Below are 12,825 nucleotides of genomic sequence, written 5' to 3'. Positions count from 1 at the left end.
CGTGCGAGTGGCTGACGTCCGTCACTCTATATCGCTAGAAAGACTTCCTACTAGTTGAGCTAGCTACTTACGTCGCGGACTGCGTTTTCTGTCCATCGCCGCCGGACGCCTCGATTCTCCGACGGATCCGGGGCGCGGCAGAAGACCCTCGGAGTGAACTCCCGGGGACACGCGGTCGCGGCCGAGTGGACGCCGGTCAGGCGCGGCGCTGCTCCAGCACGCCGTCGGCGTACTCGCCGATCGGCTCGCCCGCGAGCTCCTGGGCGGCGTCGACCGTCTCGGAGTCGGCCGGGCGCTCGACGATGTCGCGCATCGTCTGCAGGAAGCGGATGACGGTCCCGGCCTCGGAGGGGTTGAGCGTCTCGGCCGCCTCGAGCATGCGGCGGTGCATCTCGTCGAGCGTCTCGCGCACCTCGCGGTGGGAGGTGGGGGTGGCGACGATGCGGATGGCCCGGCGGTCGCTCGGGTGCGGCTCCCGGACCACGTGCCCGCTCTTGACCAGCCGGTCGATCAGCACGGTCGTGGAGGCGGAGGAGATGCCGAGGTAGGAGGCCAGGTCCTTCGGGCTGACGTGCAGGCCCTTCTGCTGGCGGCGCATGAGGAACTGCACGGCCAACAGGTCGTTCTCGCCCATGCCCATGGATCCGCGGGTCCGGCGGCGCATCGCGGCCTCCGCCGTGCGGAAGGCGCGCATCGCGGCGAGGACCTCCACCGCTCCGGGCTCGGTCGCCTCACCCGAGAACCAGAAGGCCCCGGGTCGCTTCAGCGTGACCTCATCCATGCCGGACAGTCTAGACAGTCTCGTAGCAAGAAGATCTAGACAAGCCAACCTCCCCCGAGGTGCTTGCCTGGAAGGGCGGCGACCACTACGAAGGGACTACTAGTTAGACGATCTAGTGACTCATTAGCGAAGGGAGCTGCCCGTGCTGGACGAACTCGACCGCCTGCAGCCGCTCCCCGCCGACGTCGTGGATCCGCTGGTCGGCTCCACCCTCGCCTGTCGCTACCTCGTGCTCGAGCGGGTGGGGGAGGGCGGCAGCGCCGTCGTCTACCGCGCCCGCGACCTCCGCCTCGCCCGCCAGGTCGCGGTCAAGGTCCACCGCGACGTCCCGGACACCCCCAACGAGCGGGCGCGTCGCGAGCGCGAGATCCGCTTCCTGATCGACTCGCGTCACGCCTCCGTGGTGGACGTCCTCGACCAGGGCGAGATCCTCGGCGAGGAGGGCGACCTCGCGTTCCTCGTCCTCGAGTACTTCGACCGCAGCGACCTGGCGGCCGACTGGTTCGGCTCCGGCGATCCGCGGCTCATCGCGGAGGTCGGCGCTCAGGTGGCCGATGCTCTCGCGCACCTGCACGCGCAGGGCGTCCTCCACCGCGACGTGAAGCCCGAGAACGTCCTCGTCCGCTCGCGCGCCACCGCATCCGGCTTCTCCGCGCACGAGGCCAAGCTCAGCGACTTCGGGATCGCCCGCTCGGTCGACGACGCCCGGCTCACCCGCTCCGACGTGCTGGTGGGCACCGCCGCGTACCTCAGCCCCGAGAGCCTCGGCTCCGGCCCGGTCGGACCGGCGTCCGACGTCTACTCGCTCGGGCTGGTCCTGCTCGAGGCCGTCTCGGGCCGCAGGGCCTACACCGGCACGACGCTCGAGATCTCGATCCAGCGCCTCCACCACGCGCCTGTCGTCCCGGAGTCGGTCCCGGCGGAGTGGCGCGAGTTGCTGACCGCGATGACCGCTCTCGATCCGGCCGACCGCCCCTCCGCCGAGGAGGTGGCACGCCGGCTCTGGGCGCGCCTGGCCGGCGGCCCCGCCGCAGCCCCCTCCCGCAGCGGAGTCACGGGCACGGTCGCCCTCGTCGCCGCGGGCCTGGTCGGCGCGGTGACGGCCCTCTCGCTCACCGGCTGGCTGGGCTGAGCGCCCCGAGCGGTCCCCGTCCGCTCAGGTTCCTCGCGAGCGTGCTCCCGTAGGCTCCGGGCGACCCTCGACCGACCCCGAGCCGCGTCGCCGCGGACCGAACGGAGCCGATCCCATGAGCCCGCGCCGCCTCTTCCGCCTGCTGTCGATCGTCGAGGCGGTGACCTGGACTCTCCTGATCGTCGGGATGCTGCTGAAGTACGCGGCCGGAGCCGGCGACTGGCCGGTGAGCGTCGCCGGGCCGATCCACGGGTTCGCGTTCCTCGCCTACGGAGCCGCGGCCCTGGTGCTCGCGGTGAACCAGCGGTGGTCGGCGGGCGCGACGGCGCTCGCGGTCGTCAGCGCGGTCGTGCCCTATGCGACGGTCCCGCTGGAGCGCGGCTTCGAGCGCCGCGGCCTGCTGGAGGGCCCGTGGCGGACGCACGCCACGGACGACCCGCGCGACCGGCGCGTGACGAGCCGGCTCCTCCGCTGGGCGCTCGCGCGGCCCGTGCTCGCCGGGGCGCTGGTCCTGGCTCTGGTCGCCGTCGTCTTCGCGGCGCTGCTGGTGGTCGGCCCGCCCGGGGGCGGCGAGGCCTGATCCCGCGCGCGGCGTGCCTCAGACGGGGCGCGTCTCCGCGTCGATGAGGATCTCGGCGGCGCGACGCGCGTGCAGGGCGGCCTCCGGGGTTCCGGCGATGGCCGCGGTGGTCTGGGCGCCCTCGGCGAGGATCGCGAGCTGCGCGGCGAGCTCGGCGCCGCCTCCCGCCTCCTCGGCGAGGGTCGCGAGGAAGCGCTGGAACGTCTCCTTGTGGTCGCGCGCCATCTCGGCGACCATCGGGTTCGACGAGCCGAGCTCCCCGAAGGCGTTGATGAAGCCGCAGCCGCGGAACGAGTCCTCGGAGAACCAGTCGAAGAGGAAGTCGTAGATCGCGAGCAGCTTGCCGCGCGGTCCGTCCGCCGCGGCGACCCGGGTGGTCACGCCGAGGGTCCACTGCTCGTGCCGGCCGTGCAGGACGGCGACCACCACCGACTCCTTGCTCGGGAACTCCGAGTAGAGGCGCTTCAACGAGACGCCCGCGGCCGTGCGGAGCTCGTCCATCCCGACGGACTGGATGCCGCGCTCGTAGTAGAGCCGGTCGGCGGCCGCGAGGATCGCCTCGCGGGGAGGGCGCTCGTCGAGGATCGGGGACATCCCTCCATGGTAGGCGGTACCAGAACGGGCGTTCTCGGTCGGCTGCCGCGCTCTCCGCAGGGGATCCGGGGGTCGGACGCTGCTGCTAGCGTCGCGCTCGGGTGCGCGGGCGCCCGGGAACGGGAGGCGGACGCATGGTCGTCGCGATGCAGGCCGAGGGATTCGACGGACCGGAGGCGCTGCGCGCCGTCGAGGTCGATCCAGGGGAGCCGGCGCCCGGCAGGGTGCGGATCGCGGTGCGCGCAGCGGGCGTGAACCCGGCCGACGCGAAGCTCCTGCGCGGGATGTTCGGGCGCGGACGGGTGCCGGTCCGGCCGGGCAGCGAGGTCTCCGGAGTCGTGACCGCGGTCGGCGAGGGGGCCGAGGGGCCGCTCGGCCCGATCCGGGTGGGCGACGAGGTCGTGGCGTTCCGGGTCTCCGGCGGCTACTCCGCCGAGCTGGTCGCGCCCGCGAGCGCGGTCCTGCCCAAGCCCGCCGGGCTCGGCTGGGCGGCGGCCGCGGGCCTGCTGCTGGCCGGGACGACCGCCGAGCACCTCGTCGAGGCCACCCGCGTCTCCTCCGGGGTCACCGTCCTGGTGCACGGGGCGAGCGGAGCCGTCGGCTCGCTCGCTGTGCAGCTCGCGGTCGCCCGCGGAGCACGGGTGCTGGGCACCACGAGCGAGCGCGGCGAGGAGGTCGTCCGCCGCTTCGGCGCGGAGCCGGTCCGCTACGGCGCCGGGCTGGAGGAGCGCGTGCGCGTCCTGGCCCCCGGCGGCGTCGACGTCGCGCTGGACACGGCGGGCACCGACGAGGCGCTGGACGCCTCGGTGGCTCTGGTCGCCGACCGCTCGCGCATCGCCACCGTCGCCGGCTTCGAGCACGCCGCCCGCCTCGGCGGGATCCTGATGCTCGGCGGCGGACCGGGAGCCGATCCCGGCACCGCGCTCCGCGACGCCGCCCGGCCGGGCCTGCTCGACCGCGCCGGTCGCGGGGAGCTCGAGGTCGTGCTCGGGCCCTCCTTCCCGCTGACCGAGGCGGCCGCCGCGCTCGCCCTCGTCGAGTCGGGCCGCGCGCGCGGCAAGACGGTCCTGCTCCCCTGAACGAGACGTCCTCCCTCGACCTGCCGGCCCTCGGGCCCTTCGACTCCGCCGGCGCCGCGAGCCTCCTCCGCAACCACGCCCTCCCCGGAGTGGAGCGGGTCTCGGCCGACGGCCGGCGCCTGGAGCGCCTGCTCACCCTCGACGGGGCGCCGCGGCCGATCGTGCTCGAGGTGACGGAGACCGGGCTGCGGGTGGAGGCGGAGCCGGACGTGCTGACGCCGGCGGCCGCGGTCGTCCGTGCCTGGTTCGACCTCGACTCCGACGTCGTGGCGATCGGCGCCGAGCTCTCGCGGGACCCGCTGCTCGCCCGCTCCGTCGCGGCCCGACCGGGGCTGCGCGCGACGCAGTACCCGGAGGCGTTCGAGGCGGCGGTGATGGCGGTCCTCGGCCAGCAGGTGTCCGTCGCCGCGGCCCGGACCTTCGGCGGACGGACCGCCGCGGCCTTCGGCGCCCCGGGAGAGCAAGGTCTGCTGGCGTTCCCGGCACCCGCCGCCCTGCTCGCGCCGGAGTTCGAGGCGCTGCGCTCGGCGATCGGGATCACCAACGCCCGGGCGCGGACGGTCCGGGCCGTCGCCGAGGCCTTCGCCGCCGGACCCGTGCTCGACCGCGCGGGCGACCTGCCGGAGCAGCGGCGCGCGCTCCTCGCGATCCCGGGCATCGGGCCGTGGACGGCCGACTACCTCGCGCTCCGGTTCCTCGGCGATCCGGACGCCTTCCCCGCCGGCGACCTGGTGCTGCGGAAGGCGCTCGGCCGGGTGAGCACGGCGGAGGCGGAGGCGGCGTCGCAGGCGTGGCGGCCGCACCGGGCGCACGCGGCGTTCCACCTGTGGGCGAGCACCGGAGCGGTCTGAGCGGGTGGACGACCCGAGTCGAGAGGCCGCGCCCGGACCGGCGGCCGGGACCGGTCGCCGACGGATCAGGTCAGGTACTCGACGTCGTCGTACAGGATCGGCGCGTCCTCGGCGTCCGGATCCTCGACCGGGACGTCCTCGTGCTCGAGGATGACCGCGACGCCCGGGGAGACCAGCACGCAGACCTCGCGCTCGCCGGCGACCGTGAAGCTCACCATGTCGCCGCGGTTGCGCACGGCCTCGACCAGGCGCTTCTCGAGCTCCTCGGTGTCGAGGGAGACGGCGAGGAGGAAGCGACGGCCGTCGATGCTGAGCGTGGTGCGCCGCATCGTCGCCTCGGGCTCGGGAGGCGTGCCGCGTCCACCGCGGCCGGGCGTGACCGCCTTGACCCGCAGCGACGAGGCGTGCATCCGGATGACGGCGTTCACGAGCCCGCCTCCGGGCGCGACTCGTGATGGCGGCGGCCGCCGGAGCGGCGGTCCTCCTTCATCTCGGACTCGAAGAGGTGGCGGCGTCCGCCGGCGAGCTCGTCGCGCGCGGCGCGCTCCTGCTCCCGGAACGCGGCGTAGTAGGTGTCGTCGTAGTCCTCGACGATCTGGAAGGTCCAGCGCCCCTCGATGACGTTGCGGCCGACGAGCTCGGCCTCGATCCGCTCGGCGGTCGCGGCGTGGCCGGCCTCGCGCAGCGCGTCGACGGCCTCGCCCAGAGCGAGGTCGGCCGCGCCGGTGAGCCGGTGGAAGCCGTAGAGCAGACCGCGGGCGTGCTCGACCGTCTCGAGCGCCTCCGAGAGCTTCCCGAGCGCCGCCACGGTGGCGTCGTCGAGACCCTCCGGGCGCAGGTGCGCGGAGTCGGGGTGGTCGTGTGAGCTGCTCATCCAGGTGAGCTTAGGCCGACCTAAATGCTCTGTGACCCCCTTGCGCCGCCGCCGGGAATGGTTCGTGCCCGGAGCGGCAGGGCGGTCAGGTGCACGTCGCGGAGCACTCCGTCGTCGGCGATGGCCGTCAGGAAGGTGCAGGCCGGCTGGCGCCTCCGATCCGTCGGGGAGCCCGGATTGAGCAGGCGGAGACCCGCCGGGGAGACGGTGTCCCAGGGGATGTGGCTGTGCCCGAAGACGAGCACGTCGGCACCCGGATGGGCGGCGTCGGCGCGGGTCTCGCGGCCGGTCGCCGCTCCGGTCTCGTGCACCACGCGGACGTCGAGGCCGGCGACGCGGGCGCGCGCGACCTCGGGCAGGCGGGCGCGCAGCGGCTCCGGATCGTTGTTGCCCCACACGGCCAGCAGGAGCGCCGCCCGCTCCTCCAGCGCGTTCAGCGTCGCCTCGTCGACCCAGTCGCCCGCGTGCACGACCAGGTCGACCTCGTCGACCGCGCGCCACACCTCGTCCGGGAGGGCCTTCGCCCGCTTCGGTAGGTGCGTGTCGGCGAGAAGGAGGAGGCGGACCGGACCGTCGACCTCGGGTGGAGAGCCGTCGGGGCCGGGCTGGAGCAGGGGCATCAGCGGGCGGGGCCGGGCGTCGGCTCCACTCCGCCGTCGGCGCCGGGCTCGTTCGCGGTCCCGGAGCTGCGGAGGCGGGCGTCGAGCGCCTCGAGGTCGGCGGCGAACCAGAGGTGGTCGCCGCGGTTCGACTCGATGACGAAGGCCTGCAGCGCGCTCGACTCCGCCACCGGCCCGCTGACGTCGCCGAGGATCACCAGCCGCTTGCCGTACGAGACGAACTTCTGCACGAACTCGCCGGCGATGCCGGAGCGCAGGCGGAGGAACTCGGGGTCGAGCCGGCCGACGGGCACCACGATCGTCTCGACGTCGCCGCCGTAGGTCTCGCCGATCAGCGCGATCGCGTCGTCCGGGGTCGAGAGCGCGCCTCCGTCGTCGTCGACGAGCAGGAGGGGGACGCCCTGACGGGTCTCGGTTCTCATCGGGCCAGCCAATCACGTCGGCCGGGGAGAGGCGAGCAGTGCCGTCCGGGCCTCCGCTCGGATCGTCCATTCCTGGGCCGGCCGTGCTCGCGGGGACAGCCGATCGGGCGTCCGGACGGGCGGCCCGCACCGCCGCTACGAGCCCGGCAGCTCGACGCGGCGCTTGAAGCCCACGTGCGAGTCGACGAAGCCCAGGCGCAGGTAGAAGCGGTGGGCGTCGGTTCGGGCGGCGTCCGAGGTCAGCTGGACGAGCGGCGTGCGGAGCTCGATCGCAGCGACGTCCAGCACCCAGCGCATCAGGGCCGTGCCGATCCCCGCCGACCGCTCGGCGCTCGCCACCCGGACCGCTTCGATGAGCAGGCGGGAGCTGCCGCGGCGCGCCATCCCGGGGATCACGGTCAGCTGCAGCGTGCCGACCACGGCTCCGGCGCCGTCCACCGCGACCACGAGATCGTTGCCCGGGTCCTGCGCGATGCTCCGGAAGGCGGCCTCGTAGGCGGCCCCGTCCTCCTCGGCGGCGACGTCTCCGCGCCCGGCGCTGATCGGGTCGTCGGAGAGGAGCCGGACGATCGCGGGGAGGTCGTCGAGCACCGCACGCCGGAGGAGGAGGCTCCTCTCCCCGGGGCCGGCGTCGCAGGGGAGGGTCAGGTCGGCGATCATGCCCTCATCCTCCCTCTGCTCCACGGCGGGAGCGGTGGTCGGAGGCGGGCAGGACGCGGCTGAGAGCGGCAGGGGGATCCTGGCGTCCGGTCCGCACGTCCACGCGCCGCGTCCCGCAGGTGTCGCAGCGGACGTACACGACGACGCCCTCGCTGGTCCGGTGGGCCGACTCGGTCGTCCAGCCGTGCTCGTGCGGATCGACGGCGGGGGCGAGCGGCTCGGAGGGGTGCGGGGAGGGTGTGGAGGTGCGCATGGGAGCCACTGTGCTGTCATGGTCTTATGCAGCTCAACCCTTACGGCGAGTACGCGGTCCTGCTCGCCGCCTCCCTCGCGAACGACTGGCCGTCCGACCGCGCGGGCATCGAGGCGCGCACGCGCGAGTTCGGCATGACGATGGCCTTCGAGTCCGGCCCGGACGACCACGCCAGGACACGCGACGTGATCGACGAGTGGCTGGAAGTGGTCGACGCGCCGACTCCGAGCGACCGGGCGACGTCGCTGAACCGCCAGATGGCCGCGATCGCCGCGTATCCGCGCCTGACCGACCACGACGACGAGGGCTGGCACCTGCACTACCGCGACCAGGACCAGTCCCTGGCGCACGTCCTCCACGCCGTCATCGCGGTGGGCACGGCGCTGCACCTGACGACCCGGGGGATGAGCCGCCTCCTGCGGTGCGAGGCCGGTCGGGCGTCGGGCGACCACTGCAGGAACGTCGTCGTCGACGTGACGCGGAACGGCCGGCAGCGGTACTGCTCCGTCCGCTGCGCGAACCGGGCCGCGGTCCGGCGGCACCGCCTGCGGCACGCGGAGTGAGTCCGCGCGGCCCCGTCACTCCGCCGCGTCGCCGCCCGGCTTCATCCAGAACGGGGAGTAGTGGTAGCCGTCGAGGTCGTCGAACTGGCGCTGGTACATGAAGGGGTAGTCGTCGGTGTCGCCGATCCGGCCGCCCGCGGCGGCGGCCCGCTCGACGAGCTCGTCGACGGCCGCGCGGCTGTCGAGGTCGAACGAGACGGTCACCTTCGAGGGGGTGCCGGGGGCGCCGATCAGCTCCTCGGTGGCGCCGACGCTCTCGTACATCGCGCGGCTCGCGAGCATGACGGACGTGCCGGGACCGATCGCGAAGCAGGAGACGTCCTCGCGGGACATCTCGGCGTTCAGGGTCCAGCCCAGCGCGGTGTAGAAGGCGGTGGCGCGCTCGACGTCGTCGACCGGGCAGGTGATGAAGAGGCTCATGCGCTCACCCTCGCCAGCTGCGGGCGGGCCGTCAAGAGCTCCGCGAGGGAACTCCGGACGGCCCGCCGGGACTCAGCGGAACGACCGCAGCCGCAGGCTGTTCAGCACGACGAAGACGCTCGAGAACGCCATCGCGGCGCCGGCCACGAGCGGCCCCAGGAGTCCGGCCATCGCGAGCGGGATCGCGGCCACGTTGTAGGCGAAGGCCCAGAAGAGGTTGCCCCGGATGACCGCGAGGGTGCGGCGCCCGAGGCGCAGGGCGTCGGGCACCCGGCCGAGGTCGTCGCCGACGAGGGTGATGTCGCTCGCCTCGATCGCCGCGTCCGATCCGGCGCCCATCGCGATCCCCACGTCCGCGGCGGCCAGCGCGGCGGCGTCGTTCACACCGTCGCCGACGAAGGCGACGTGGCGGCCCTCCGCACGGAGGCGCTCGATCACCGCGAGCTTCTCCTCCGGCAGCACCTCGGCGACGACCTCGTCGATGCCGACGGCCGAGGCGACGGCCTGCGCCGCCCGCGGGTTGTCGCCGGTCAGCACCATCACCCGCAGGCCCCGCTCGCGCAGGGCGCGGACGGTGCGGGACGCCTCCGGCCTCGGCTCGTCGCGGAGGACCGCGAAGCCGCGCAGCGCCCCCTCCCAGCCGACGCCGACGACGGTGCCGCCCTCGGCGGTCGCTCGCTCGGCGCGCTCGGCGAGACCGCCCGGCGCGAAGCCCCACTGCTCCTCCAGCCAGCGCAGCCGGCCGGCGACGACCAGGCGGCCCTCGACCCGGGCGCGCACGCCGAACCCGGTGCTGGAGCGGAATCCGGTCGCCTCGGGGACGTCGAGGTGCGCGGCCCCGGCCACGATCGCCGCGGCGAGCGGATGCTCCGACCCGCGCTCGACGGCGGCGAGCATCCGCAGGCTCTCGTCGTCGCTGGACTCGACGACCTGGAACGCGCCGGTGGTGAGCGTGCCGGTCTTGTCGAGCACGACCGTGTCGATCCGCCGCCCGGCCTCGAGCACCTCCGGCCCGCGGAGGAGGATCCCGAGCTGGGAGCCGCGGCCGGTGCCGACGAGGACGGCGGTCGGGGTGGCCAGGCCCAGCGCGCACGGGCAGGCGACGACGAGGACGGCGACGGCGGGAGAGACGGCGGCGGCGAGGTCGGCGCCGGCGATCAGCCAGCCGGCGAGGGTGGCCAGGGCGAGCACCACCACGACCGGCACGAAGACGGAGGAGACGCGGTCGGCGAGCCGCTGGACGCGCGCCTTGCCGGCCTGCGCGTCCGAGACGAGGCGGCCCATCCGCGCGAGCGTGGTCTCGGAGCCGACGCGGTCGACGCGGACGGTGAGCAGGCCGTGCGCGTTGAGCACTCCGCCGGTCACGGTCGAGCCCGGGCCGACCTCGATCGGCACGCTCTCGCCGGTGAGCATGCTCGCGTCGATCGCGCTCGAGCCCTCGAGCACGGTGCCGTCGGCGGCGACGGTCTCGCCGGGGCGCACGCGGAGGACGTCGCCGACGGCGAGCGAGGACGCGGGCACGCGCTCCTCCTGTCCGTCGGCGGCGACGCGCACGGCGTCCTTCGCGCCCAGGCGGAGGAGCGCCCGGAGCGCCGCACCGGCGTCGCGCTTCGACCGCGCCTCCAGGTAGCGGCCGGCCAGCACGAGGACAGGGACGGCGGCGGCGACCTCGAGGTAGATCTCGTCGTGGCCGGACCGGCTGCCCAGCAGCTCGAACGGCATGCTCATGCCGGGCCGCCCGGCGTCGCCGAGGAACAGAGCCCAGACCGACCAGGCGAAGGAGGCGCTGACCCCGAGGCTGATCAGGGTGTCCATGGTGGTGGAGCCGTGCCGCAGCGCCCGCCAGGCGTTGCGGTGGAAGGGCAGCGCGCCCCAGACCGCGACCGGTGAGGCGAGGGCGAGGCACAGCCACTGCCAGTTCGCGAACTGCAGCGGCGGGATCATCGAGAGCAGGACCACCGGCACGGCGAGCAGGGCGGAGACGCGGAGCCGGGTGCGCAGGGCGCGCCGCTCCCGGTCGTCGTCGCTCTGCTCCTCCTGCTCCTCCGCGGGAGCCGCCTCGCCGATGGAGGGGACCGTCGCGCTGTAGCCCGCGGCCTCGACGGCGGCGATCGCGTCGGCGGGAGTCGTGCCGGGCGGGAGGGTCAGCGTCGCGCGCTCGAGGGCGAGGTTGACGGTCGCGTGGACTCCGGGGAGCGCGTCGAGGCGCTTCTCGACCCGCGCGACGCAGGAGGCGCAGGTCATCCCTCCGATGGCGAGCTCGAGCGGGGTGCCGGTGGTCTCGGCCACGTCAGCTCAGGGGAGCGAGGCGGTAGCCCGCGTCGGCGACGGCGGCGGCGATCTCCTCGCGGCCGAGCGGCCGGGAGGAGCCGACCGTGACGGTCGAGACCCCGTCGGGGGCGAGGGACACGTCGACCGCCGAGACCTCGGGGTAGGCGGCGAGCTCCTCGGTGACGCTGCGGACGCAGTGCTCGCAGGTCATGCCCGCGACGCCGAAGCTCTGCACGGACGCGGCCGACAGGGAGCCCTGCGCCGCGTGTCCGGCATCGGAGCGGCCGGCGTCGCCGTGGCCGCCGCACGCACAGGCGCCGCCTCCGCCGCAGCCGCACCCTCCCGTCGATCCGCTCGCGGTCAGGCCGAGGTCGATCCTGGTGCTCATGGGTCCTCCTGTGTGGTGCGTCCGGTCCGATCCGGTCGATCGGCCCGGTGGGCGTCCGGTCGGCACGCCGGTCGCGGCATACCCCCGGGGGGTACTCCATCGTAAGCCCAGCGAGCCCTCTCGGCAAGGCGGGAGGGCGGAGGAGGGATGATCTCAGGGGCGGCTCGGAGCCGCGCGAGGAGGGAGGGGCGCATGGATCCCGCATCGACGCCGCACTGGGGCGAGCCCCCGCCGCGCACGCCGCCGGCGGTCCCGCTGCCCCCGCGCACGCGGTTCGAGCCGACGGCGCTGCTCGCCGCGCCCCTGCCCGCCCCGGCCGCCGTCCGGGCCCGGGTCCGCCAGGCCGCCCCGGAGCGGCAGCGCCGGCTGGCGGCGCTCGCCGCGGTCACCGAGGGGTTCGCCGTCCTGCGCACTCCCGAGCTCGCCCGGGCGCTGCGCCGGATCGCGGCACCCGCCTCCGCCGCTCCGGCCGCCGCCGCCGCCGCAGTGCTGGCCGTCGGCCGCGACGGACTCGAGCTCGCCGCCGAGCGCGCGGACGCCCTGCGCATCGCCGAGTGGGATCGGATCGTCTCGGTGGGCGTCGGCACCTCGCCCTCGGGTGCTCACCGGGTCCGCGCACTGGTCCTGGCGGTCCTCGCCCCGCCGCCCGCCTCCGCCGTCCTGCGTGCGGCGAGGCGGCGCCCGCGCACCGTCCTCGTGCCCCTGGTCGTCGCCGCCCCGGCCGCCCTCGGCTGGCGCGTGGCCGACGACCGCACGTTCCTCCTCGCTCTCGACCGCCTCCAGCGCGCCCTCGAGGAGCGTGCCCGGTGAAGGCGCGGCTCCGCTTCGCCCTCGCGGCCGTCGCCGTGCTCGGCCTGGGCCTGGCGCTGCGGTTCGTGCTCACGGGGCTGCTCGCCGACCTCGCCGGCGGAGTGGCCTACGTCGTCCTGGTGGCGCTGCTGATCGCGGTGCTCCTGCCGCGCATCCCGGGCGAGACGGCTGCCGGGATCGCGCTGGCCTGGTCGATCGCGATGGAGCAGCTGCAGGCGATCGGAGTCGCAGCGCGCCTGGTCGAGCTGTGGGCGCCGCTCCGCCTCGTCGTCGGCACCACCTTCTCCTGGCTCGACATCGCGGCCTACGTCCTCGGCGCGGTCGTCGCCGCGGCCGTGCACCTCGCCGTCGCTCCGCGCGAGCAGTCCGCCTGACGGGAGGCCGCGCCCCCCCCGTCTTCTGTTCGCCCGTCGGCCGGGCTGCCGCGGGGCGTCCCGGCGTCCGCCGAGGCGCCGGCCTCGCCCACCGGACCGCCGAGGTGTTCGTGCGCTCCCCGAGGCGCCGCCGTCCCCGCGGTGCCTCGCCGG

At 75.1% G+C, this 12,825-nt stretch carries 18 protein-coding genes; 7 read left to right on the top strand and 11 right to left on the bottom strand.

The window, feature by feature from the left end; genetic code table 11:
• Positions 1–196 precede the first annotated feature (196 nt).
• On the bottom strand, positions 197–781 hold the full coding sequence (locus C5D50_RS00800) for a MarR family winged helix-turn-helix transcriptional regulator (protein WP_104282456.1): 585 nt from the start codon (positions 779–781) through the stop codon (positions 197–199).
• Between the two features lie 142 nt (positions 782–923).
• On the opposite strand from C5D50_RS00800, the gene C5D50_RS00795 reads away from it, so the two are divergent.
• The gene (locus C5D50_RS00795; protein ID WP_181137258.1) at positions 924–1,913 is read left to right on the top strand and encodes a serine/threonine-protein kinase; all 990 of its coding nucleotides are present in this window, start codon (positions 924–926) and stop codon (positions 1,911–1,913) included.
• Between the two features lie 115 nt (positions 1,914–2,028).
• Positions 2,029–2,493, top strand: a complete 465-nt coding sequence (locus tag C5D50_RS00790) for a DUF3817 domain-containing protein (protein WP_104225947.1) — start codon at positions 2,029–2,031, stop codon at positions 2,491–2,493.
• Positions 2,494–2,511: 18 nt separating this feature from the next.
• On the opposite strand, the gene C5D50_RS00785 is transcribed toward C5D50_RS00790, so the two are convergent.
• Positions 2,512–3,087: a TetR/AcrR family transcriptional regulator gene (locus tag C5D50_RS00785; protein ID WP_104224170.1), complete on the bottom strand. Its 576-nt coding sequence runs from the start codon at positions 3,085–3,087 to the stop codon at positions 2,512–2,514.
• 134 nt (positions 3,088–3,221) lie between these two features.
• Between C5D50_RS00785 and C5D50_RS00780 the strand changes: the two genes are divergently transcribed.
• Together C5D50_RS00780 and C5D50_RS00775 are read left to right on the top strand one after the other, a co-directional pair.
• The gene (locus C5D50_RS00780) at positions 3,222–4,166 is read left to right on the top strand and encodes an NADP-dependent oxidoreductase (protein WP_258069511.1); all 945 of its coding nucleotides are present in this window, start codon (positions 3,222–3,224) and stop codon (positions 4,164–4,166) included.
• Positions 4,163–5,017 carry an AlkA N-terminal domain-containing protein gene (locus C5D50_RS00775; protein ID WP_308471084.1) on the top strand — a complete coding sequence of 285 codons (855 nt, stop codon included), beginning with the start codon at positions 4,163–4,165 and terminating at the stop codon, positions 5,015–5,017. The genes C5D50_RS00780 and C5D50_RS00775 overlap by 4 nt, the downstream gene beginning before the upstream one ends.
• Before the next feature lie 65 nt (positions 5,018–5,082).
• Here C5D50_RS00775 and C5D50_RS16415 read toward each other — a convergent pair whose 3' ends face one another.
• The 6 genes from C5D50_RS16415 to C5D50_RS00745 all read right to left on the bottom strand — a co-directional run bounded on the left by C5D50_RS16415 (position 5,083) and on the right by C5D50_RS00745 (position 7,846).
• Complete coding sequence (locus C5D50_RS16415; RefSeq protein WP_104224172.1) at positions 5,083–5,445, bottom strand: hypothetical protein; 363 nt, start codon at positions 5,443–5,445, stop codon at positions 5,083–5,085.
• Positions 5,442–5,891: a hypothetical protein gene (locus tag C5D50_RS00765; RefSeq protein ID WP_104224173.1), complete on the bottom strand. Its 450-nt coding sequence runs from the start codon at positions 5,889–5,891 to the stop codon at positions 5,442–5,444. The genes C5D50_RS16415 and C5D50_RS00765 overlap by 4 nt, the downstream gene beginning before the upstream one ends.
• A gap of 20 nt (positions 5,892–5,911) precedes the next feature.
• Positions 5,912–6,511 carry a metallophosphoesterase gene (locus tag C5D50_RS00760; RefSeq protein ID WP_104282453.1) on the bottom strand — a complete coding sequence of 200 codons (600 nt, stop codon included), beginning with the start codon at positions 6,509–6,511 and terminating at the stop codon, positions 5,912–5,914.
• Positions 6,511–6,933, bottom strand: coding sequence for a DUF4180 domain-containing protein (locus C5D50_RS00755; protein WP_104282452.1), 423 nt, complete (start codon positions 6,931–6,933; stop codon positions 6,511–6,513). Before C5D50_RS00755 ends, C5D50_RS00760 begins: the two co-directional genes overlap by 1 nt.
• Before the next feature lie 135 nt (positions 6,934–7,068).
• The gene (locus C5D50_RS00750; RefSeq protein WP_104261049.1) at positions 7,069–7,593 is read right to left on the bottom strand and encodes a GNAT family N-acetyltransferase; all 525 of its coding nucleotides are present in this window, start codon (positions 7,591–7,593) and stop codon (positions 7,069–7,071) included.
• 4 nt (positions 7,594–7,597) lie between these two features.
• Positions 7,598–7,846 (bottom strand): hypothetical protein, encoded by a 249-nt coding sequence (locus C5D50_RS00745; RefSeq protein ID WP_104282451.1) that lies wholly within the window; start codon positions 7,844–7,846, stop codon positions 7,598–7,600.
• 26 nt (positions 7,847–7,872) lie between these two features.
• Between C5D50_RS00745 and C5D50_RS00740 the strand changes: the two genes are divergently transcribed.
• Positions 7,873–8,409 carry a CGNR zinc finger domain-containing protein gene (locus C5D50_RS00740; protein ID WP_104282450.1) on the top strand — a complete coding sequence of 179 codons (537 nt, stop codon included), beginning with the start codon at positions 7,873–7,875 and terminating at the stop codon, positions 8,407–8,409.
• A gap of 15 nt (positions 8,410–8,424) precedes the next feature.
• Here the strand turns inward: C5D50_RS00740 and C5D50_RS00735 are convergent, their stop codons facing one another.
• The 3 genes from C5D50_RS00735 to C5D50_RS16755 all read right to left on the bottom strand — a co-directional run bounded on the left by C5D50_RS00735 (position 8,425) and on the right by C5D50_RS16755 (position 11,488).
• Positions 8,425–8,829, bottom strand: coding sequence for a VOC family protein (locus C5D50_RS00735; protein ID WP_104225941.1), 405 nt, complete (start codon positions 8,827–8,829; stop codon positions 8,425–8,427).
• A 72-nt stretch (positions 8,830–8,901) separates the two neighbouring features.
• On the bottom strand, positions 8,902–11,118 hold the full coding sequence (locus C5D50_RS00730; RefSeq protein WP_258069510.1) for a cation-translocating P-type ATPase: 2,217 nt from the start codon (positions 11,116–11,118) through the stop codon (positions 8,902–8,904).
• A 1-nt stretch (position 11,119) separates the two neighbouring features.
• Positions 11,120–11,488, bottom strand: a complete 369-nt coding sequence (locus C5D50_RS16755; RefSeq protein ID WP_104224180.1) for a heavy-metal-associated domain-containing protein — start codon at positions 11,486–11,488, stop codon at positions 11,120–11,122.
• Between the two features lie 192 nt (positions 11,489–11,680).
• Between C5D50_RS16755 and C5D50_RS16410 the strand changes: the two genes are divergently transcribed.
• Together C5D50_RS16410 and C5D50_RS16405 are read left to right on the top strand one after the other, a co-directional pair.
• Positions 11,681–12,298: a hypothetical protein gene (locus C5D50_RS16410; protein WP_181137257.1), complete on the top strand. Its 618-nt coding sequence runs from the start codon at positions 11,681–11,683 to the stop codon at positions 12,296–12,298.
• On the top strand, positions 12,295–12,672 hold the full coding sequence (locus C5D50_RS16405; protein WP_181137256.1) for a DUF2809 domain-containing protein: 378 nt from the start codon (positions 12,295–12,297) through the stop codon (positions 12,670–12,672). The genes C5D50_RS16410 and C5D50_RS16405 overlap by 4 nt, the downstream gene beginning before the upstream one ends.
• Positions 12,673–12,825 lie beyond the last annotated feature (153 nt).

It is taken from the genome of Rathayibacter sp. RFBD1 (genome assembly GCF_002932915.1).
In the GTDB taxonomy this organism is placed as follows: domain Bacteria; phylum Actinomycetota; class Actinomycetes; order Actinomycetales; family Microbacteriaceae; genus Rathayibacter.
This window is presented reverse-complemented; position numbering and strand designations above follow the sequence as displayed.